General features: G+C 59.3%; 20 protein-coding genes and 1 other RNA gene. 8 read left to right on the top strand and 13 right to left on the bottom strand.

Going from position 1 to position 19,589, the window contains the following annotated elements; genetic code table 11:
- The first annotated feature begins 1 nt into the window (after position 1).
- Together HWW83_RS03360 and HWW83_RS03355 are read left to right on the top strand one after the other, a co-directional pair.
- A non-coding RNA gene (locus HWW83_RS03360) (RtT sRNA) lies at positions 2 to 107 on the top strand.
- A gap of 219 nt (positions 108 to 326) precedes the next feature.
- Positions 327 to 1,013, top strand: coding sequence for an FRG domain-containing protein (locus HWW83_RS03355; RefSeq protein ID WP_089196927.1), 687 nt, complete (start codon positions 327 to 329; stop codon positions 1,011 to 1,013).
- Positions 1,014 to 1,121: 108 nt separating this feature from the next.
- On the opposite strand, the gene HWW83_RS03350 is transcribed toward HWW83_RS03355, so the two are convergent.
- Complete coding sequence (locus HWW83_RS03350) at positions 1,122 to 1,478, bottom strand: helix-turn-helix domain-containing protein (RefSeq protein WP_033642706.1); 357 nt, start codon at positions 1,476 to 1,478, stop codon at positions 1,122 to 1,124.
- Between the two features lie 297 nt (positions 1,479 to 1,775).
- Here HWW83_RS03350 and sdeA point away from each other — a divergent pair, with 297 nt between their 5' ends.
- Together sdeA and sdeB are read left to right on the top strand one after the other, a co-directional pair.
- Positions 1,776 to 2,963 (top strand): multidrug efflux RND transporter periplasmic adaptor subunit SdeA, encoded by a 1,188-nt coding sequence (sdeA, locus tag HWW83_RS03345; protein ID WP_099782650.1) that lies wholly within the window; start codon positions 1,776 to 1,778, stop codon positions 2,961 to 2,963.
- A gap of 24 nt (positions 2,964 to 2,987) precedes the next feature.
- A complete protein-coding gene (sdeB, locus tag HWW83_RS03340) occupies positions 2,988 to 6,131 on the top strand; it encodes a multidrug efflux RND transporter permease subunit SdeB (RefSeq protein WP_176588979.1) in 3,144 nt (1,047 codons plus the stop codon).
- 65 nt (positions 6,132 to 6,196) lie between these two features.
- Here the strand turns inward: sdeB and HWW83_RS03335 are convergent, their stop codons facing one another.
- The 9 genes from HWW83_RS03335 to hinT form a co-directional block, all read right to left on the bottom strand.
- The gene (locus tag HWW83_RS03335; protein ID WP_046899281.1) at positions 6,197 to 6,676 is read right to left on the bottom strand and encodes an RrF2 family transcriptional regulator; all 480 of its coding nucleotides are present in this window, start codon (positions 6,674 to 6,676) and stop codon (positions 6,197 to 6,199) included.
- Positions 6,677 to 6,941: 265 nt separating this feature from the next.
- Positions 6,942 to 7,478 (bottom strand): glycine zipper 2TM domain-containing protein, encoded by a 537-nt coding sequence (locus HWW83_RS03330; RefSeq protein ID WP_004928798.1) that lies wholly within the window; start codon positions 7,476 to 7,478, stop codon positions 6,942 to 6,944.
- A gap of 356 nt (positions 7,479 to 7,834) precedes the next feature.
- Positions 7,835 to 9,139, bottom strand: coding sequence for an NAD(P)/FAD-dependent oxidoreductase (locus HWW83_RS03325; RefSeq protein WP_072627812.1), 1,305 nt, complete (start codon positions 9,137 to 9,139; stop codon positions 7,835 to 7,837).
- 332 nt (positions 9,140 to 9,471) lie between these two features.
- On the bottom strand, positions 9,472 to 10,014 hold the full coding sequence (gene ycfP, locus HWW83_RS03320; RefSeq protein ID WP_015377468.1) for an alpha/beta hydrolase YcfP: 543 nt from the start codon (positions 10,012 to 10,014) through the stop codon (positions 9,472 to 9,474).
- 79 nt (positions 10,015 to 10,093) lie between these two features.
- The gene (gene nagZ, locus HWW83_RS03315; RefSeq protein ID WP_116286458.1) at positions 10,094 to 11,113 is read right to left on the bottom strand and encodes a beta-N-acetylhexosaminidase; all 1,020 of its coding nucleotides are present in this window, start codon (positions 11,111 to 11,113) and stop codon (positions 10,094 to 10,096) included.
- A 37-nt stretch (positions 11,114 to 11,150) separates the two neighbouring features.
- Complete coding sequence (gene thiK, locus HWW83_RS03310) at positions 11,151 to 12,017, bottom strand: thiamine kinase (RefSeq protein WP_033650751.1); 867 nt, start codon at positions 12,015 to 12,017, stop codon at positions 11,151 to 11,153.
- A complete protein-coding gene (gene lpoB / locus HWW83_RS03305; RefSeq protein WP_025302429.1) occupies positions 11,998 to 12,588 on the bottom strand; it encodes a penicillin-binding protein activator LpoB in 591 nt (196 codons plus the stop codon). Before lpoB ends, thiK begins: the two co-directional genes overlap by 20 nt.
- A 26-nt stretch (positions 12,589 to 12,614) precedes the next feature.
- A complete protein-coding gene (locus HWW83_RS03300) occupies positions 12,615 to 13,004 on the bottom strand; it encodes a YcfL family putative periplasmic lipoprotein (protein WP_025302428.1) in 390 nt (129 codons plus the stop codon).
- Positions 13,005 to 13,015: 11 nt separating this feature from the next.
- Complete coding sequence (hinT, locus tag HWW83_RS03295; RefSeq protein WP_004928776.1) at positions 13,016 to 13,366, bottom strand: purine nucleoside phosphoramidase; 351 nt, start codon at positions 13,364 to 13,366, stop codon at positions 13,016 to 13,018.
- A 221-nt stretch (positions 13,367 to 13,587) separates the two neighbouring features.
- Between hinT and HWW83_RS03290 the strand changes: the two genes are divergently transcribed.
- Entirely contained in the window at positions 13,588 to 14,493 is a 906-nt protein-coding gene (locus HWW83_RS03290) for a transporter substrate-binding domain-containing protein (protein ID WP_033642700.1), read from the top strand.
- Here the strand turns inward: HWW83_RS03290 and HWW83_RS03285 are convergent.
- Positions 14,490 to 14,867 (bottom strand): winged helix-turn-helix transcriptional regulator, encoded by a 378-nt coding sequence (locus HWW83_RS03285; protein ID WP_080273385.1) that lies wholly within the window; start codon positions 14,865 to 14,867, stop codon positions 14,490 to 14,492. The genes HWW83_RS03290 and HWW83_RS03285 overlap by 4 nt on opposite strands.
- Before the next feature lie 99 nt (positions 14,868 to 14,966).
- Here HWW83_RS03285 and HWW83_RS03280 point away from each other — a divergent pair, with 99 nt between their 5' ends.
- Positions 14,967 to 15,716 carry an SDR family oxidoreductase gene (locus HWW83_RS03280; RefSeq protein ID WP_060659656.1) on the top strand — a complete coding sequence of 250 codons (750 nt, stop codon included), beginning with the start codon at positions 14,967 to 14,969 and terminating at the stop codon, positions 15,714 to 15,716.
- 49 nt (positions 15,717 to 15,765) lie between these two features.
- On the opposite strand, the gene HWW83_RS03275 is transcribed toward HWW83_RS03280, so the two are convergent.
- Positions 15,766 to 16,284 carry a YybH family protein gene (locus HWW83_RS03275; protein WP_069100828.1) on the bottom strand — a complete coding sequence of 173 codons (519 nt, stop codon included), beginning with the start codon at positions 16,282 to 16,284 and terminating at the stop codon, positions 15,766 to 15,768.
- A gap of 158 nt (positions 16,285 to 16,442) precedes the next feature.
- Between HWW83_RS03275 and HWW83_RS03270 the strand changes: the two genes are divergently transcribed.
- The gene (locus HWW83_RS03270; protein ID WP_096242138.1) at positions 16,443 to 17,348 is read left to right on the top strand and encodes a LysR family transcriptional regulator; all 906 of its coding nucleotides are present in this window, start codon (positions 16,443 to 16,445) and stop codon (positions 17,346 to 17,348) included.
- A gap of 9 nt (positions 17,349 to 17,357) precedes the next feature.
- On the opposite strand, the gene HWW83_RS03265 is transcribed toward HWW83_RS03270, so the two are convergent.
- Positions 17,358 to 18,662 (bottom strand): Nramp family divalent metal transporter, encoded by a 1,305-nt coding sequence (locus HWW83_RS03265; RefSeq protein WP_033642695.1) that lies wholly within the window; start codon positions 18,660 to 18,662, stop codon positions 17,358 to 17,360.
- Between the two features lie 230 nt (positions 18,663 to 18,892).
- Between HWW83_RS03265 and mntR the strand changes: the two genes are divergently transcribed.
- Positions 18,893 to 19,363: a manganese-binding transcriptional regulator MntR gene (gene mntR / locus HWW83_RS03260; RefSeq protein WP_176588978.1), complete on the top strand. Its 471-nt coding sequence runs from the start codon at positions 18,893 to 18,895 to the stop codon at positions 19,361 to 19,363.
- Positions 19,364 to 19,589 lie beyond the last annotated feature (226 nt).

Genomic DNA, 19,589 nt, shown 5'->3' with positions numbered 1-19,589 from the left:
CGGGAGGGTGAGAATCCTCGACAGGGTTCGACAAAACGCTCGCGTTTTGGACCGCCAACGGCGGCCCGCAGGGTGAGCGCAGCGAATCAATCCCTCCCTTACCGCCATATTCTACGAAGAAGCCTACCATCACTTTCCTGATGGGTTTAATTTAAAAACCACTTAAATTAAACTCTATTTTCTTGAGAACGTCTCGGCAATCACGTCAAACGTATTTACTTAGAGTAAATGTAGAGATATATTTATCCCCATTAGCATCTTTCTACTTAGATGATTAGATAAATATATGCATTATCAACTCAACAAAAAATAAAAATAGGTTAGAAATGAAATCACAAACAGCAAAAAATTTTTCTGAATTTGTCGATATAGTGGAGAGACTTGGCAATGACTCGGAGCTGATGCTATTCAGGGGGCAAGCAGAAAAAGGTAATTTACTGCCAAGTATAGCGCGAAAAAATCCAAAAACCGACTCAACAAGTGCTGAGCAAGAATTAATAAAAGAGTTAAAGCGAATGGGCGCATCGATTCTACCTAAAAATGATCTTGATGATTGGGATCTCTTAGTAATAGCACAACACTTCGGCATGAAGACTCGGTTATTAGATTGGACTAGCAATCCACTTGCAGCCTTATTCTTTGCATGTAATGATTGGAAAAAAGGGGATGTTTATGTTTATGCACTGGATGCAAATCGATATCTGAAAGAGCCGCAAAAAGGACCATTTGACACAGGAAGAACACAGGTTATAAGGCCAAAGTTAAATAACCCTAGAATTATCGCGCAGCATGGTTGGTTTACTGCACATAAGTACTCAAAATCCTCTAAGAAGTTCGTTCCCCTGGAAAAAAACAATGAAATATCAGAGTCAGTTCAAGAAATAAAAATCCCAGAAGATACCAGGGAAAAACTATTAAAATCTCTAGACAGACATGGTGTCAGTAGCCGAACCTTATTCCCTGATTTGGAAGGGCTCTGTAAATATATAAACTGGAAAAACGAGACAAACTAATATCAAAACTTAACTGTAAAAATTTCGAGTTACTCAAAAAGTCATTTAGATGCTAACAAAAAAGCCCGAACGCAAATTCAGGCTTTTTTATTCCCACTGCCAAACCGCTCAGTGGTGCGTGCATCTCACCGCCGTCGGCTGCGCCAGTGCGCGGCGCCAGTCCCCCGGCGTTTGGCCGAACTGGCGTTTGAAACTGCGGTTGAACGACTGCTGTGAGTCGAAGCCGAGCGAGATCGCCACGCTGACGATCGGTTCGCCGCTGTTGGCCAGGCGCTCCGCCGACACCTTCAGTTTTTGCATGCGGATATACTCCCCCAACGCATAGCCGGTCTGGCGCTTGAACATGCGCTGCAGATGCCATTTGGAGTAGCCCGCGCGGTCCGCTACGGTGTTGATATCCAGTTTTTCTTCCAGATTGTTGTCGATCCACGTCTTCAAATCGGTAATGAAACCCGTCGTGTTCATGCTGATGCTCCCATCATGTCGGCAGGGTCCCCCTCTGCCCAGTGCGCATACGTTGCAACAGTTTTGCTTTAAATGCAATTTTTATTATTGCATTTACCAGAAAGCCGCCTCTATACTCCACCCAATTAATGTAACCGATATTGATACATTAATGTGACACCAATATGTTTCAAAACCTAACGTTGCGCCATGACAAAGCGCGGCGCCCCTTCCGCCGAACGCCGGCATGAAGGGAAAAGCCCGGAAAACAGGGCTGGGTATGGGGCCAGACAGCGCTTACTTATCGGAATAAAAATAATGCCAAATCAACCAAACTCATCGTTCAACGCCGGCGGCCGCACGCGCGCCTTCGCTCTGGGCCAGCGGCTCTCCGGGGTGGCGCTGCTGGCCGCCCTGCTCGCCGGGTGTGACAACAGCGTCGCGCACAACGCCCCGCCACCGCCGCCGGTGGTCAGCGCCGCCAGCGTGGTGGTCAAACCGATCAGCCAGTGGGATGCGTTTAATGGCCGGGTCGAAGCAGTGCAAAGCGTACAGCTGCGCCCGCGGGTTTCCGGCTACATCGAGCGGGTCAACTACACCGAAGGCGACGAGGTGAAGAAAGGTCAGGTGCTGTTCACCATTGACGATCGCACCTACCGCGCCGCGCGCGAACAGGCGCAGGCGGAGCTGGTGCGGGCGCGCAATCAGGCAGCCCTCGCGCGCAGCGAATCTTCGCGAACCGAGAAACTGATCGGCACTCAGGCCATCTCGCAAGAGGTGTGGGAACAGCGCCGTTCGTCCGCCGCGCAGGCGCAAAGCAACGTGCTGGCGGCGCAGGCCCAGCTCGATATGGCGCAGCTTAATCTCGACTTTACCCGCGTTACCGCGCCGATTGACGGGCGCGCCAGCCGCGCGATGATCACCGCCGGCAACCTGGTCACCGCCGGCGACAGCGCCAGCGTGCTGACGACGCTGGTGTCGCTCGACAAGGTCTACGTCTATTTCGACGTGGATGAAGCCACCTTCCTGCGCTATCAGCAGCAGGGCCGACACGACGCGCGCCTGCCGGTGAAGGTGGGCCTGGTGGGCGAAGACGGCACTCCGCATCAGGGGCTGGTGGACTTCACCGACAACCAGTTGAACGCCGGTACCGGCACCATCCGCATGCGCGCCCTGCTCGACAACCGCGATCGCCGCTTCACGCCGGGGCTGTTCGCCCGCGTGCAGATGCCCGGCAGCGCCGAGTTCAACGCCATGCTGATCGACGACAAAGCGGTGATGACCGATCAGAACCGCAAGTTCGTTTACATCGTCGATAAAGACGGCAAGGCGCAGCGCCGCGACATCGACGTGGGCCGGATGGCCGAAGGATTGCGCATTGTGCAAAAAGGCCTGGTGAACGGCGATCGGGTGATCGTCGACGGCATGCAGAAAGTGTTTATGCCGGGCATGCCGGTCGACGCGAAAAGCGTCGCCATGACCACCACCGCCTCCGCCCTTAACTAAGCTCCCAGCAGAGAATTCTGACCCATGGACTTTTCCCGTTTTTTCATCGACCGGCCGATCTTCGCCGCGGTGCTGTCGATACTGATTTTTGTCGCCGGGGTGATCGCCATTCCGCTGCTGCCGATCAGCGAGTACCCGGACGTGGTGCCGCCCAGCGTACAGGTGCGCGCCGAATACCCGGGCGCCAACCCGAAAGAGATTGCTGAAACGGTGGCGACGCCGCTGGAAGAAGCGATCAACGGTGTCGAAAACATGATGTACATGAAATCGGTCGCCGGCTCCGACGGCGTGCTGGTGACCACCGTCACCTTCCGCCCGGGCACCGATCCCGATCAGGCGCAGGTACAGGTGCAAAACCGCGTGGCGCAGGCCGAAGCGCGCCTGCCGGAAGATGTGCGCCGCCAGGGCATCACTACCCAGAAACAGTCTCCGGCGCTGACGCTGGTGGTGCATCTGGTATCGCCTTCCGGCAAGTACGACTCGCTGTACCTGCGCAACTACGCCACCCTGAAGGTCAAGGATGAACTGGCTCGCCTGCCGGGCGTCGGCCAGGTGCAGATCTTCGGCGCCGGCGAATACGCAATGCGCATCTGGCTCGATCCGAACAAGGTCGCCGCGCGCGGGCTGACCGCCTCCGACGTGGTGAGCGCCATGCAGGAGCAGAACGTGCAGGTCTCCGCCGGCCAGCTCGGCGCGGAGCCGATGCCGACGCGCAGCGACTATCTGCTGTCGATCAACGCCCAGGGCCGCCTGCAAACCGAAGAAGAGTTCGGCAACATCATTCTCAAGAGCGGTGATAACGGCGAGATCGTGCGGCTGCGCGACGTGGCGCGCATCGAAATGGGTTCCGGCAGCTACGCGCTGCGTGCCCAGCTCAACAACAAGGATGCGGTCGGCATCGGCATCTTCCAGTCGCCGGGCGCCAACGCCATCGAGCTGTCGGATGCGGTGCGCGGCAAGATGGCCGAGCTGGCGACCCGCTTCCCGGACGGCATGAGCTGGAAATCGCCGTACGATCCGACGGTGTTCGTGCGCGATTCGATCCACGCGGTGGTCGACACCCTGCTGGAAGCGGTGATCCTGGTAGTGCTGGTGGTCATTCTGTTCCTGCAGACCTGGCGCGCCTCGATCATTCCCCTGTTGGCAGTGCCGATCTCCGTGGTCGGCACCTTCGCCGCGCTGTATCTGCTCGGCTTCTCGCTCAACACCCTTAGCCTGTTCGGGCTGGTGCTGGCGATCGGCATCGTGGTGGATGACGCCATCGTGGTGGTGGAGAACGTCGAGCGCAACATCGAAGAGGGGCTGTCGCCGCTGGCGGCAGCGCACCAGGCGATGCGCGAGGTCTCCGGCCCGATCATCGCCATCGCCGTGGTGCTGTGCGCGGTGTTTGTGCCGATGGCGTTCCTCTCCGGCGTTACCGGCCAGTTCTACAAACAGTTCGCCGTCACCATCGCCATCTCGACGGTGATCTCCGCCATCAACTCGCTGACCCTGTCGCCGGCGTTGGCGGCGCGCTTGCTGAAGCCGCACGGCGCGCCGAAAGATCTGCCGTCGCGCCTGATCGACCGGCTGTTCGGCTGGCTGTTCCGGCCGTTCAACCGCTTCTTCGCCAGCGGCTCGCAGCGTTATCAGCACGGGGTATCCCGCGTGCTGGGCCGACGCGGCGCAGTGTTCGTCGTCTACCTGCTGCTGCTGGTCGCCGCTGGGATGATGTTCAAGACCGTGCCGGGCGGCTTTATCCCGACGCAGGACAAGCTGTATCTGATTGGCGGCGTGAAGATGCCGGAAGGCGCCTCGCTGGAGCGCACCGATGCGGTGATCCGCAAGATGAGCGCCATCGGCCTGAGCGTGGACGGCGTCACCGATGCGGTGGCCTTCCCCGGCCTGAACGCGCTGCAGTTCACCAATACGCCGAATACCGGCACGGTGTTCTTCGCGCTGGAGTCATTGAGCACCCGTACCCGCACCGCGGCGCAGATCAACGCCGAGATTAACGCGCGCATTTCGCAGATCCAGGAAGGTTTCGCCTTCTCGATCATGCCGCCGCCGATCCTCGGCATCGGCCAGGGTTCCGGCTATTCGCTGTACGTGCAGGATCGCGGCGGGCTGGGTTACGGCGCGCTGCAGACCGCGATCAACACGATGTCCGGCGCCATTATGCAAACGCCGGGCATGGGGTTCCCGATCTCCTCTTATCAGGCCAACGTGCCGCAGCTGGACGCCAAAATCGATCGCGACAAGGCCAAAGCTCAGGGGGTGCCGCTCAATGCGCTGTTCAGCACGCTGCAGACCTACCTCGGTTCGTCTTACATCAACGACTTTAACCGTTACGGCCGCACCTGGAAGGTGATGGCGCAGGCCGACGGCCAGTTCCGCGACAGCGTGGAAGACATCGCCAACCTGCGTACCCGCAACGACAAAGGCGAAATGGTGCCGATCGGCAGTATGGTCAGCATCGGCACGACCTACGGCCCGGATCCGGTGATCCGCTACAACGGTTTCCCGGCGGCGGACCTGATCGGCGACGCCGATCCGCGCGTCCTCTCCTCTACCCAGGCGATGAGCGCGCTGACGCAAATGGCCGACAAGCTGTTGCCGAACGGCATGAACATCCAGTGGACCGATCTGAGCTACCAGCAATCGACCCAGGGCAACGCCGCGCTGGTGGTGTTCCCGGTCGCGGTGCTGCTGGCGTTCCTCGCGCTGGCGGCGCTGTATGAAAGCTGGACGCTGCCGCTGGCGGTGATCCTGATCGTGCCGATGACCATGCTGTCGGCGCTGTTCGGCGTGTGGCTGACCGGCGGCGACAACAACGTGTTCGTGCAGGTCGGATTGGTCGTTCTGATGGGGCTGGCCTGCAAGAACGCTATTCTGATCGTCGAGTTCGCCCGCGAGCTGGAAATGCAGGGCAAAGGCATCGTCGAGGCGGCGCTGGAAGCCTGTCGCCTGCGGTTGCGACCGATTGTGATGACCTCCATCGCCTTCATCGCCGGCACCATCCCGCTGATCCTCGGCCACGGCGCCGGCGCCGAAGTGCGCGGCGTCACCGGCATCACGGTGTTCTCCGGCATGCTGGGGGTCACGCTGTTCGGGCTGTTCCTGACGCCGGTGTTCTACGTCACCCTGCGTCGCCTGGTGGCACGCAAAACGCAGACGCAGACGGCGTAATCCTCGTCTTAACATGCAAAAAGGTCGGGCATTGCCCGACCTTTTTTTATGCATGCGAACCGCGATTATTTATCGGCGGTTTCGGCCTCTTGCGCGGCGACGTATTCCGCACAGGCGCGCTTGTCGCCCCGCTCCAGTTCGGCCAGCGAGTCAGCCACGGTATGGCGTGCCAGCACCGCGAGCGAAGCCTGCTCGGCCTCGTTCACCACCGATTTGAAATACCAACAGGCGTTGGCGCTCACCAGGCAACGGGCCGGCACTTCAGGGCGTGAGGCCCAGATGCGCTTGTCGTCGATCACCGCCAGGTAGATATCCCGCAGGGTAATCTCTTCCGCCGGGCGGCCAAGGTGGATAGAGCCGTTTCGGCCCAGGGTGGAAACGATGATGCCGTCTTTGGTCAGCGGCACCATCAGTTTGCGGATAAAGCTCGGGTTAGCTTCCAGAGTGGCGGCGAGCGTGGCGCTCGTCGAACGCATGCCCTGCTTCTCAGCTACGGCGACGCTAAGGACCATTTGCAACGCTGTCGGAAAGCGAAAATCTAACATGTCGTTATCTCTGCGAGACGAAATACTCGGGTTTGGCCGGTGCGGCGATTAGCGCCGAACACACCGCTTAATCGCACAATAATATAACAAACGCGGGGGCTTTTTTGAAGTTTTGCCCAGTGATATCGCACGCAGACATTAGAACGATCGTCGAATTCGCGGGCAGACAAAAAGCAGAAACCCGCGTCAATGTTAACGCCGCTCGCTTAACCGAGTTAAACGATCAGAACTAACACTGCCCGCGGGTTTAATTCGAATGCGTCGATCAGGCTCTGTTCAGCACCAGCTGGCCGTTTTTGTCCAACGGGATTTGGGTGCCCGGATCGTGATCCATGCGGATCTTGCCCTGCTGATTGCCGATCTTGTAGGTCACGTCATAGCCCAGCATTTTCTGAGACTTGTCGTAGACCGTTTTGCAACGCTGCTGAACGCTGGTGGTGACGTCGTTATTCTGCATCGCCCCTTGCACCTGGTTACCGGCGTAGCCGCCGCCCAGAGCGCCCACCACGGTCGCCACGTCGCGTCCGCGACCGCCGCCGAACTGGTGGCCGATCACGCCGCCCGCCACTGCGCCCAGCACAGAACCGGCGATGCGGTTTTCATCCTGCACCGGTGCACGGTGCGTGACGGTGACGTTGCGGCATTCCTGACGCGGCGTTTTGATGGTTTCTTTAATCGGCGTTGCGGCGAGCACCTGCGCATATTGCGGACCGGCAGAAAAGACGTCCAGGCTGGCTACCGCGGCAATCCCCAGAGCGGCAGCGATGCCAATCCCAACACCGGCTAACATTGACTTGTTCACAGGAAACCTCCTGAAAGTGTTACCACGCATTTTTTCCGGGTCTGTTACCGGCATGGCACCGCGCTTATTATTTTGCGCATGGGCGGCTTGCGGTATCCCGGTTTACGGCGTGCGCGACGCGCCGTCTGTAAACGAGGTAAAGTCTGCACAATGATTTGAGGGCTCGCAATAAGACAAGGGGACCAAAAATGCGGGAAAACGGCCGTTTTGCCGTTGTTTAGGAGGAATCTTAAGAATTTTACCCATGTCGGCGACAGCTTATGCTGAAGAATCAAGCAACCGCCGCCGTTAGCCTCGCCCCGCCATAAAAAAACCCGCGCGGGCGAACCGGCGCGGGTTGATCGACAACGGCGGGATCAGTGCATCTTCAGACGCGGGCGGATCACCCGGTTAATGCCGCCCACCAGCATCATCAGGCCGGTTTTGATGTAGCCGTGCAGCGCCACCTGGTGCATGCGGTACAGCGAGATGTAGACGAAACGCGCAATGCGCCCTTCCACCATCATCGAGCCGCGCATCAGGTTGCCCATCAGGCTGCCGACGGTGCTGAAGCGCGACAGCGACACCAGCGAACCGTGGTCTTTGTACACGTAAGGCTTCAGCGTCTGGCCGTTCATCAGCGCCAGAATATTGGTGGCGCAGCGTGAGGCCATCTGGTGCGCCGACTGGGCGCGCGGCGGCACGAAACCGCCGCCCTCTTTCGGGCAAGAGGCGCAGTCGCCGATGGCGAAGATGTTCGGATCGCGCGTGGTCTGCAGCGTCGGCTCCACCACCAACTGGTTGATGCGGTTGGTTTCCAGGCCGCCGATGTCCTTCATAAAGTCCGGCGCTTTGATGCCCGCCGCCCACACCATCAGATCGGCGTCGATGAACTCGCCGCCCTTGGTATTCAGGCCTTTGGCATCCGCGCTGGTCACCATGGTGTTGGTCAGCACGCGCACGCCCAGCTTGATCAGCTCCTGGTGCGCCGCAGCGGAAATGCGCGGCGGCAGCGCCGGCAGAATGCGCTCGCCGGCTTCGACCAGCGTCACGTTGAGCGCGCTGTTGTCCAGGCCTTCAAAACCGTAGCTGTGCAGCTGTTTCACCGCGTTGTGCAGTTCGGCGGACAGTTCAACGCCGGTGGCACCGCCGCCGACGATGGCGATGTTGACCCGCTCTTTTTGCCCCGGCTGCGCCGAGAACTTCAGGAACAGGTTAAGCATTTCGTTGTGGAAACGACGTGCCTGATGCGGGTTATCCAGGAAGATGCAATGCTCTTTCACGCCCGGCGTACCGAAATCGTTTGAGGTGCTGCCCAGCGCCATCACCAGGATGTCGTACGGCAGTTCACGCGCCGGCACCAGCTCGCCGCCCTGCTCGTCGCAGATCTGCGCCAGCTGCAGCGTTTGCATCTCGCGGTTGATGTTGGTCAACGACCCCAGCTGGAAACTGAAATGGTGATTGCGCGCGTGCGCCAGGTAGCTGAGCGCATCCACGCCGTCATCGAGGGAGCCGGTCGCCACTTCGTGCAACAGCGGTTTCCACAAATGGCTGTGGTTGCGATCCACCAGCGTGATCTCGGCTTTGTTCTTACGGCCAAGTTTATGGCCCAGGCTGGTCGCCAGCTCCAGACCACCGGCGCCGCCGCCGACAATAACGATTTTCTTCTTTGGCGTTGTCAAAATAACCCCCTAAATGTGAACCATTTGTTATCCCAGGGTAAATAAATAATATCCTTAGAATACATAGGGTTCGCGTAAAATAAATCGGCTCTCTGCAGCCAGAATAGCATGTGAGGTTATTTGGTCATACCAAAATTGACGTACATCAATTTTTTTTGGTTAAAGGCTGGACGAGGGCATTTTTTGGGGATTGCGATTCAAATAGTTAGCGCTGAGTCACAGTTTTAAATTTTGCCGATTGCCACGCAAAATCTGGCTTTGGCGCACAAAAAAGCCGCACTTTCCGTCGGTGAAAAACGGGGAGCGCGGCTCGCGGCAGCGTTATGAAACTGTTAACCCAGCGCCTTGAACGCCTTGAGCCGCTGCAGATGCGGCGAGATGTTTTTGAACTTGTGCGTCTGCTGTTCATCCCACACGATCTCGTAGTAGTGATGCAGCAATTCGGCGCTGCGCCGGTTATCCAGCACCTCGTCGTGGCGCGACAGCACCACCAGACAGCGATCGCGGTTTTTCTCGCGGAAATCCTCCACGCACTTGGTGGCGATATCGCGATACTCTTCCGGCCGGTCTATCTTGCCGTGCATGTGCTCTTCCGGGTACAGGTTGGGATTGAACATCGCCTGGCGAATGCCGCACAGGAAGCCGATGCGCTCCGCCCAGAAGCCGCCGAGGCCGACCCCGCAGATCAACGGGTGCGCATCGCCGCCCTGCTGCACCGCCTTGTCCACCTCTTTCAACAGATGCTGCATGTCGTGACGCGGGTGCAGCGTGCTGTAGCTGATAAAGCGCACATCCGGATCGATAAACTGCAGCTGTAACACCTTTTCATGATTGCCGGGGCTGGTGGAATCGAAGCCGTGCAAATAGATAATCATGTGGATCCTCGCAACAAGCCAAGGGCCGCGGGCGCGGCCCTCATCATTTCCGCTCTGCGCCGCGATGCGGCGCCTGGATTCACCCTTGCGAAAGCTGCTTGTGCTCCTCCCAGCGTTCGCTCAGCGCGCTGAGCGCCTTGTGCGCCTGCTGCCAGCGCTCGGAGTCGCGCAGTTCCTGACGGGTGAACTGACCGCGATGATATAACCGCTTCACCTTCTCTGCTTTGACCGGGGACAGGTTATCCAACACGCTGACCGCGCCTGCGCGGTGGTTGCACACCAGGATCATATCGCAACCGGCATCCAGCGCCGCCTGGCCGCGTTCGGCATAGCTGCCCATGATGGCGGCGCCTTCCATCGACAGATCGTCGGAGAAAATCACGCCGTCGAAGCCCAGCTCCTGACGCAGGATCTGCTGCAGCCAGTACGGCGAGCCGCTGGCCGGACGCGGGTCCGCTTCAGTATAGATGACGTGAGCCGGCATGACGGCGTCCAGCAATTGACGATTGATCAGCTCGCGGAAGATCGCCATGTCATGCTCGCGGATCTGCGCCAGCGGCCGCGGATCGCGCGGGGTTTCCTTGTGCGAATCGGCGCTGACGGCGCCGTGCCCCGGGAAGTGCTTACCGGTGGTTTTCATGCCGGCGCTGTGCATGCCGAGGATAAAGCGCTCCGCCATCGCCAACGCCTGCTGCGGATCGCTGTGGAACGAACGCTCGCCGATCGCCGCGCTGGCATGGCCGATGTCCAGCACCGGCGCAAAGCTGATGTCGATATCCTGCGCGATCATCTCCGCCGCCATCAGCCAGCCGGCCTCCTGCGCCAGGCGGCCACCTTCTTGCGCATCGTTCAAGGCGGCGAACGATTGCGCCGCCGGCAAGCGGGTGAAGCCTTCGCGGAAGCGCTGCACGCGCCCGCCCTCCTGATCCACGGCCACCACCAGCCGATCGTGCGAAGCGGCGCGGATCTGGCGCACCAGCTCACGCAGCTGCTCCGCATCGTGGAAATTGCGGGTAAACAGGATCAATCCGCCAACCAGCGGGTGTTTCAGAATCTCGCGTTCTTCTGCATCCAGCTCGTAGCCGGCGACATCTAGCATTACTGGGCCCACGGGCACCTCACTTCATATTGTTCGTTCAGAATTCGGATGATGATAAACAGAATTGCCGGCGCAGCGCCGCGCCCCAGCGCAAAAATTCAACGTCGCCGCTCTGCTGCCAGCGCACTTCAAACCACAGCAGCATCAGATAATCCACCCACGGCAGCCAGCGCTGCACCTGCGCCTGCAGCCGGGCGACGTCGTGATAGCCCTGACGCGCGTAGTGCTGCAAAAAGCGCTGCTGCGGCTCAGCCGCCCAGCCGTTGCCGCGAAACAGCGCGGCGATATCCAACGCCACATCGCCGTCGGCGGCATACTCCCAGTCGATCAGCCGCAGCCCCTCGCCAGTCGCGAGCAAATTGCCCGGGTGGATGTCCATGTGCAGCGGCGCCAGGCGTAATGGCCGCGGCGGCGCGCAGCGTAAGAAATGACGCTGCCAACGCAGCCAGGCGGGGGTTAAACGCCGCGTATCCAGCTGCTGCCAGTAGCGGAGGAACTGCCGCCGCAGATCCAGCCGGTAACCGCTGAGCGGCCGCCGGTGCAGCGTCGTCGCCATCGCCGCCAGCTCGCCGCGTTGATTCAGCATGTCAAACTCAGCTTCTGTGACGATGTCACCTTCGAGCCATTCGAGGACAAGCCACTGATTATTCTGTGCGAAAACCCGTGGCCCGAGCCCCGACGCGCAGCGACGCAAGACCTGCGCTTCCCGCCGTCTGCTCACGCCCAGCGCGCGTTTCTCCGCGCTGTTTTGCCGCGCCAGCAGCGTAATGCCCGATCCGTCGATGCGCCAGCTCTCGCCGGTCAGCCCCTGCACCGGGCTGAAATGACAACCGGCGGTATTCACCGCCGGCAGTCTGGTTTCCATCAATTGTCGCAGCGCGGCCTCAGCGTTTAACGGCGCCATTGCCCGACCAGACGATCTCGCCGGTTTGCACCAGCATCAGCTGCATATCCAACGCCGGCGACTTCACGTCGCCGCTGACGTCGCTATACAACACGTACTGCGCGCCGACGATGCGCGCCAGGCCAATCGCCTTGCTGCGCGAGCCGAAGCTGTCATCCGCCGACAGGCCCAGCGTTTGTCTGGCGCTCGTCAGCTTCGCTTCCGGCACCACGCTGAAGGTGGAGTTCGATGCCAGCGCCTTATACAGCGCCGCGGTGGCTTTGCCCATCTGCAGCGAGCCGTTGGTGTTGTTCTTGACGCTGTCCAGCAGCAGCACGCTGCCGGCCGTGACGCCATCGGCCTTCAGCATCTGATTCACCAGCGGCTGAACGCTGCCCAGCCAGTCAAGCTGCTGGATTTTCGGCGGCTGCGGCACCGGCTCGGTGGTTGGCGGCTGCGGTTGCTCGACCGGCGGCGTCGGCTGTTCCGGTTCGACGGTGACCGGCGGCAACGGCTGATCCGGCTCAGGCGGGCGCGACAGACAGCCGCTCAGGGTGAATGCGGCCAGCGCCACTAAGACGTACTTTTTCATGCTTTTTCTCCAAACCTGGCAAGCGCTTACAGGTACAGATACAGACGCGCGCTTTTAGCTTCCAGATTACCGTTAATCGAGTAGATTTTGGCGTCCGAGTTAGGCGCCACGACGATCTCACGCGGTTTCTCGAAGGGGCGAATATCCAGCCCCTGCGCGTCGTACCAATAGAAACGATAATGCACGGTGACCGGCGTCGGTTGGCTGTTATTGAGCACCGAAGTCGCCATCACCCGCCCGGAAGCGTTCGAGACAGAGGGCGTATCGGCAAAAATGCCGGCGGTCAGCACCGAAGGATCCATCACCACCGTTTGCCCCCGGTTAACCGCGATGCCGGATGGCGAACTGCACCCCATCAGCAACGCGGCGGGCAGCGCCAACGCCATCAGACAACGCAGAGTTTTTTTACCGCGCATGATTTCCTCGCTTAACGTGACAGCAGCGGCCCCAGCGAGCGGCCACCGACCAGGTGCATATGAATATGATAGACCTCCTGACCGGCGTGGCGGTTGCAGTTGACGATCAGGCGGTAGCCGTCCTCGGCGATGCCTTCCTGTTCGGCGATTTTCGCCGCGGCGGTGATCATGCGGCCCAATGCGGCCTCATGCTCCACGGTCACGTCGTTGACGGTTGGGATCAGCACGTTGGGAACGATCAGCACATGGGTAGGCGCCTGGGGGGAGATGTCACGGAAAGCGGTGACCAGTTCATCCTGGTAAACCACATCAGCAGGGATTTCGCGGCGGATAATTTTACTGAAAATCGTTTCTTCGGCCATCTGGCGTTCCTTGTTTTACACAATTAGCTGTACGCAGTATGAGTGACAAATTCTACTGCTTTCAACCTGATTGCGCACTTTCCACGTCGAGTGCTGCAGATTCGCGCAGGCCGTCGCCCCGCTTGTGCATCTTTTCACTTTGGTTATTCACTATTGTTGCTTTACTTGCCCCGCACCGCCGCCAATAGTAACCCCATGATTAACAAAGGATAGAGGGCACTATGCCACTGAAGATTGCGGCGCTGTGCGCGCTGTTGCTGAGCGCTGCCGTGCAGGCGGCCACGACGGGCGGTATCGATCTGCAGGCTAACCGAGAGCCGATACACACAGAGAAAAATCCCGCCGCTATCGCGCTGATCCCGGCGAACTTTCACTTCGCGGTGCCCGGCAAGCTGACGGTGGCGGTAGCATTCGAGAACTCCCCGCCGCTGGCGCTGTTCGCCGAAGACAATAAAACGCTGATCGGCAGCGATCCGGACATCGCCCGCCTGGTGGCCGACAGCCTCGGGCTGGAGCTGAATCTGGTGCCCACCTCCTGGGAAGATTGGCCCTTGGGCATCAGCGCGGGCAAATACGATGCGGCGATCTTCAATATCGCCGTCACCAAACAGCGTAAAACCAAATTCGACTTCGCCACTTACCGGGTGGACACGCTGGGCTTTTACGTCAAATCCACCAGCCACATCACCGCGATCAATCGCCCGCAGGACGTGGCCGGGCTGCGGATCATCGTCGGATCCGGCACCAATCAGGAAAACATTCTGCTGGGATGGGATAAGCAGAATCGCGCCGCCGGGCTGCCGCCGGTACAGCCGATCTACGTGACCGACGACGCCGCCACCAACCTCAGCATTCAGTCCGGGCGCGCCGATGCGTTCTTCGGCCCCCACTCCACCGGCGCCTACAAGGCGGCGCTGACCGGCAAAACCAAAATGGTCGGCATCGGCCCCAACGTGGCCTACGTCGCGGTCACCACCAAAAAAGGCAACGGGTTGGTGAACGCCGTCAACGCCGCGATCAATGGCGCGATCGTCAGCGGCGAATACGCGCAGGTGCTGGAACGCTGGGGCGAAGGCGACGAAAAGGTCGAGCGTTCAACCATCAACCCGCCGGGCATCGGCGACTAACCACCGATCAGCTGCGGGGCATGCCGACGCATCCACTCGGCCAACGAGTCCAGCGTCGGCCGCAGCGATTTGCCCAGCGCAGTGACCTGATACTCCACCCGCGGCGGCACTTCGGGATACACCTGCCGCGTCACCAGACCGCGTTGTTCGAACAGCCGCAGCTGGCGCGTCAGCTCTTTCTGCGCGATGGGCGCCACCGCCCGCTGCAGCTCGCTGAATCGCACCGGGCCATCGATTATGATCAGCCGGTACAGGATGGGTATCGCCCATTTGCCCGACACCAGATTGACGAAGTCCACCATCGGGCAGGGTTCGCCCGCCGTCGGCAGCGCCGACAAATTATTTTCCGCCGTTAAGGGCGCTTGCGTCGTCATTTCATCCCTCCTCGTCCTTTAGTATCCAAAAGGTGCCTACTATGCAAAAGGAACTATAGCGCAAATAATGCCGCAACAGACGCTAAAGAGGAATCGGTTATGTCACGACTGCAAGGCAAATACGCATTGATTACCGGCGGCACCAGCGGCATCGGGCTGGAAACCGCCCGCCAATTCATCGCCGAGGGCGCAACGGTGGCGATCACCGGCCGCAGCCAACGCGCCTTGGACGCGGCGGGCCAGGCATTGGCAGGCAACGCGCTGCTGCTGCTGAGCGACGCCGGCGACATCCCACAGCAGCGCGCGCTGGCGCAGCAGTTGGAGCAACGGTGGCCGCGGCTGGACGTGCTGTACGTTAACGCCGGCGACGTCACGCATCGCCCGCTGCAGGAGTGGGATGAGCAGAGCTACCAGCGGCTGATGGACATCAACCTGAAGGGGCCGTTCTTTCTGATCCAGGCGCTGCTGCCGCTGCTGGCCAACCCTTCTTCAGTGATCCTGTGCGGTTCGGTCAGCGCCCATATCGGCCTGCCGCAGAGCAGCGCCTACGCCGCCAGCAAAGCCGGTTTGTTGTCTTTGGCCAGAACGCTCTCCGGCGAGCTGCACGCGCGCGGCATTCGCGTCAACGGCCTCAGCCCCGGCCCGACCGAAACCCCGGCGCTGGGTAAGCTGGGGCTGGCGGAAGCGGATGAGCGGGCCTTGCGCGACGATATCCGCGCGCTGGTGCCGATCGGCCGCATGGGCAGCGCGTTGGAGCTGGCCAAAGCGGCGGTGTTTCTGGCGGCGGATGAGTCGGCCTTTATGGTCGGCGCGGAGCTGCAGATGGACGGCGGCGTGGGGAATCTTTAGCCGTCGCGCGACACAATAAGGCCGCTTGCGCGGCCTTTGTCAGTGTCACTCAACTCACCCCTTGAATCGGGTTGGTATTAAAGGTGTAGACCACGATCTTCCACTGGCCCTGCTGTTTCTCCAATACAAATACTTCACGGTTTAAATCGATCAAGGTGGCTCCGTCGCTTATTCGGGTTACCGTCGCGCCGCGATGATGGTGCGTGCGCACATAGGCCATATTCCCGTTCACACTGATGCTGTCATAAGCAAACTCGGTTTCAAATTTCTCGTTTTTAAATAAATTGTCATATTGTTGTCGGCGTTTTTCATTGCTGTCCGCCGTCGGTTTTTCGTTCCATTGCGAGTAACTTTCCGGGGCAAAAAGTGACAAAATTGTTTGCGTATCGCCGGCGTTAAGCGCTGCCTGGTAGCGGTTTATCAGGTTATACACCGCCTTCTGCTCGGCCGCGACGCCCGCCTCAGCGGAAACCCTGTAACTTTGCGATGCGGCCTCGCTGCTTGCGGCATAACTTTGGCCACACAAGCCCACGCCCGCCAATAACAATACGACAGTTAATTTTTTCATATAAATATCCTCTCAGGCGTTATTTCATTATGGCAATACAGGATGCGATTTCAGATAAATAAAAACGCTGGAAATAAATTATCCAATGCCGCGTTAAATTGACAGCCGGCATATTTAAAAATACTCTTTTAATAATTTAAATAATGGAAGCCGTTAACATGAATGAACTGCACGCGCTGCGCGTATTCTGCCAGGTGGTGGAAATGGAGGGGTTCAGCCAGGCGGCAACCAAAATGGGGCTCTCCCCGGCCAGCGTCACATACAGCATCAATCAGCTTGAAAAACAGTTCGGGCAACGCCTGTTCAAGCGTTCAACCCGGCGCTTCTCGCTGACCAGCGCCGGGGAGCGTTGCTATCGCACCGCGCAAGAAATTCTGCAGCAGTTTGACCGGCTGAAAAACGACATGTCGTGCGATTTTGAACAACCACGAGGACCGCTGCGGGTCGAGATAGCCTCGATGCTCAGCAGCATGCATATCGCCCCGGCGCTCCCGGCTTTTTTGGCGCAATACCCAGAGTTGCAGCTCAGCGTGTCGGTCAGCGATCGCTTGGTCAATCCGGCGGAAGATCGCGCCGACGTGTTTATTCGCATCGGCGCCGGCAACATCCCCGAGATGGTCAGCCGCCCATTGCTGCAACCCCGTTATCTGTGCTGTGCGTCTCCCGATTATTTTGCGCGCCACGGCCGGCCGGAACACCCGGAGCAGTTGCAACGCCATCAGCGGCTGGGATTTATCCGTTCAGGCGCGGCGGCGGCGGACGACTGGCAGTTCATTCGTGATGACGAGCGCTACCGTCTGGCGCCCAGCCCGCTGTTGAGCTTCAACCATTCACAATCGCTGTGTGAGGTGGCCAGGAACCATCTCGGCCTGGTTTACTTGCTGGACTGCACGCTGGAAAACTATCTGAAGGCGGGCGAACTGGAACCGATACTGCAGGAGTGGGCGCCCCCTGGGGCGCCGATCAATATTCTCTATCCGCGCCTGCGGGATCGCAGCCATAAAATTCGGGTTTTCGTCGACTTCATCAGCGAACTGTTCGCCGGTAAATCCGCCGGGCACTGACCGCGCAGCTCATCCCAACCCGGGGATATCGACACCGAAAGTCTGCAGCAGCAACACCACGTTGAGCAGCACAATCACCACCGTGCCGACCACCGCCGCCAGGCTGGTCCAGCGGCCGTTGGCGAACTCGCCCATGATGTCGCGGCGGCGAGTGAACATTACCAGCGCAATCATCGGCGCCGGCAGCGCCAGGCTCAACACCACCTGGCTGTAGACCAGCGCGTCGGTGGCGTTGACGCCCATCGCCACCACGATGAACGCCGGCACCATGGTGACCAGACGGCGCACCCACACCGGGATACGGAAACCGACGAAGCCCTGCATGATCATTTGCCCGGCCATGGTGCCCACCACCGAGCTGGAAATACCGGAGGCGATCAGCGAAGCCAGGAAGATGCCGGCCGCCGCCGCGCCGAACAGCGGCGTCAGCGTATGGTAGGCGGTGCCAATTTCGGCCACGTCGCTGTTACCGGCGTGGAAGGCGCTCGAGGCCATGATCACCATCGCAATATTCACCAGCCCGGCCAGCGCCAGCGCGATCACCACTTCAATATTGGAAAAACGCAGCAGCTTGCGCCGCTCGCCGTTGTCGCTGGCCGGGCTGCGGTGCTGGGTCAGCCCCGAATGCAAGAAAATGGCGTGCGGCATCACGGTGGCGCCGATAATGCCGACGGCGATGGTCAGCGCTTGGGCATCCGGCAACTGCGGCGTCACCATACCGATGCCGGCCGCCTGCCAATCCACCGGCACGATGAACATTTCCACCAGGTAGCACAGCGCGATGATGCCCACCAGGCCGCCGATCATCAGCTCAACCGGACGAAAACCTTTTTTCTCCACCATCAGCAGCGCATAGGTGATCACCGCCGTCACCCCCATGCCCGCCAGCAGCGGCATATGGAACAGCAGCGCCAGCGCGATCGCCCCGCCGAGAAACTCAGCCAGATCGGTGGCCATCGCCGCCACTTCGCTGAGCAGCCACATGCCGATCACCACCGGCCGTGAAAACTGGTCGCGGCACATCTCCGCCAGATTGCGGTTGGTGACGATGCCCAGTTTGGCCGACAGCGCCTGGAACAGCATGGCGATCAGGTTGGCCATCACCACCACCCACAGCAGGCTATAGCCGTATTTCGCCCCGGCCTGGATGTTGGTGGCGAAGTTACCGGGGTCCATATAGGCGATCGAGGCAATCACCGCCGGGCCGGCGAACAGCAGCGGCGTAAAGGCGCCGCGCTTGCGCCCGGCAAGGGCGGCGCCAATCGCGATGTTGGTCCGTTCGGTTAACGATGAGGGGGTTGCCGCGTCTCGCATGAAGTACCCTTAATCTTTTACTGGTTATTTTTCCACCGATCATGCTGACAATGTAGCATCGGCTACACTTTATGCAACAGGCGAAATTAATGGGCTTTGTGTAGAGATATTTCTAACTACCACAATGCATGGCATCGAATTGATAATGTGTGCTATTTGGACTAACTTAGGGCAACCCTCCCGCTATTGCCGGGAGACGCCTTTTTTATTCTTACAGGACGCCCTACGCTATGGTTACCCGCGCGCCAGATAACGCCGACCGCCACGCCCAGACCGACATGCCGGACGAGGCCGAGCACGCCATGCGTTTTAGCCGCGCCCGCGAAGCGCAGTCCAATGCGCTGATCGAAGATTACGTTGAGCTGATCGCCGATTTGCTGCAAAGCACCCGCGAAGCCAGAACCACCGATATCGCGCGCCGCTTCGGCGTCTCTCACCCGACGGCGATCAAAAATATCGCACGGCTCAAAAGCGCCGGGCTGGTGGAGTCGCGCCCTTATCGCGGGGTGTTTTTAACCGAGGAAGGCGAACAGCTGGCGCAGAAGGTGCGCCGCCGTCACCGCATCGTGGTCGATCTGCTGATGTGCCTCGGGGTGCCGAGCGAAACCGCCGAGCTGGACAGCGAAGGGATTGAACACCATATCTCGGACGAAACGCTGGCGGTGTTCGAACAATACCTGCTCAAACACCGTATGAAATAAGGACACTCATAATTCCCCCCCTCTAACCCTGACACCAAGAAAGTCACTTGCCAGACAGAGCAAACATGATAATTTATTGATTATCATGATGTTTGCTCTCATCATTCCCCTTCTAAAAAATTAATTGAGGCCGCGAGCCAAACCAAAAATTTTTTCAGTATAAATTAGTTTAATCTCCCCCTTCTTTAATGTTTATTTGTGAATACAACAAACACCTTATCTATGC

This window comes from Serratia ureilytica (assembly GCF_013375155.1).
In the GTDB taxonomy this organism is placed as follows: domain Bacteria; phylum Pseudomonadota; class Gammaproteobacteria; order Enterobacterales; family Enterobacteriaceae; genus Serratia; species Serratia ureilytica.
The sequence above is the reverse complement of the archived record's forward strand: the minus strand, read 5'-3'. Positions and strand labels throughout refer to the sequence as shown.

Excerpts from the sequence above, each read along its gene's own strand:
- HWW83_RS03275 (WP_069100828.1), bottom strand. The coding sequence starts at position 16,284 with ATGAAAAAATTAACTGTCGTATTGTTATTGGCGGGCGTGGGCTTGTGT.
- nagZ (WP_116286458.1), bottom strand. The coding sequence starts at position 11,113 with ATGCTAGATGTCGCCGGCTACGAGCTGGATGCAGAAGAACGCGAGATT.
- HWW83_RS03285 (WP_080273385.1), bottom strand. The coding sequence starts at position 14,867 with ATGACGACGCAAGCGCCCTTAACGGCGGAAAATAATTTGTCGGCGCTG.
- ycfP (WP_015377468.1), bottom strand. The coding sequence starts at position 10,014 with ATGATTATCTATTTGCACGGCTTCGATTCCACCAGCCCCGGCAATCAT.
- HWW83_RS03335 (WP_046899281.1), bottom strand. The coding sequence starts at position 6,676 with ATGTTAGATTTTCGCTTTCCGACAGCGTTGCAAATGGTCCTTAGCGTC.
- HWW83_RS03270 (WP_096242138.1), top strand. The coding sequence starts at position 16,443 with ATGAATGAACTGCACGCGCTGCGCGTATTCTGCCAGGTGGTGGAAATG.
- lpoB (WP_025302429.1), bottom strand. The coding sequence starts at position 12,588 with ATGAAAAAGTACGTCTTAGTGGCGCTGGCCGCATTCACCCTGAGCGGC.
- sdeB (WP_176588979.1), top strand. The coding sequence starts at position 2,988 with ATGGACTTTTCCCGTTTTTTCATCGACCGGCCGATCTTCGCCGCGGTG.
- HWW83_RS03265 (WP_033642695.1), bottom strand. The coding sequence starts at position 18,662 with ATGCGAGACGCGGCAACCCCCTCATCGTTAACCGAACGGACCAACATC.
- HWW83_RS03290 (WP_033642700.1), top strand. The coding sequence starts at position 13,588 with ATGCCACTGAAGATTGCGGCGCTGTGCGCGCTGTTGCTGAGCGCTGCC.
- sdeA (WP_099782650.1), top strand. The coding sequence starts at position 1,776 with ATGCCAAATCAACCAAACTCATCGTTCAACGCCGGCGGCCGCACGCGC.
- HWW83_RS03300 (WP_025302428.1), bottom strand. The coding sequence starts at position 13,004 with ATGCGCGGTAAAAAAACTCTGCGTTGTCTGATGGCGTTGGCGCTGCCC.
- thiK (WP_033650751.1), bottom strand. The coding sequence starts at position 12,017 with ATGGCGCCGTTAAACGCTGAGGCCGCGCTGCGACAATTGATGGAAACC.
- hinT (WP_004928776.1), bottom strand. The coding sequence starts at position 13,366 with ATGGCCGAAGAAACGATTTTCAGTAAAATTATCCGCCGCGAAATCCCT.
- mntR (WP_176588978.1), top strand. The coding sequence starts at position 18,893 with ATGGTTACCCGCGCGCCAGATAACGCCGACCGCCACGCCCAGACCGAC.
- HWW83_RS03280 (WP_060659656.1), top strand. The coding sequence starts at position 14,967 with ATGTCACGACTGCAAGGCAAATACGCATTGATTACCGGCGGCACCAGC.
- HWW83_RS03350 (WP_033642706.1), bottom strand. The coding sequence starts at position 1,478 with ATGAACACGACGGGTTTCATTACCGATTTGAAGACGTGGATCGACAAC.
- HWW83_RS03355 (WP_089196927.1), top strand. The coding sequence starts at position 327 with ATGAAATCACAAACAGCAAAAAATTTTTCTGAATTTGTCGATATAGTG.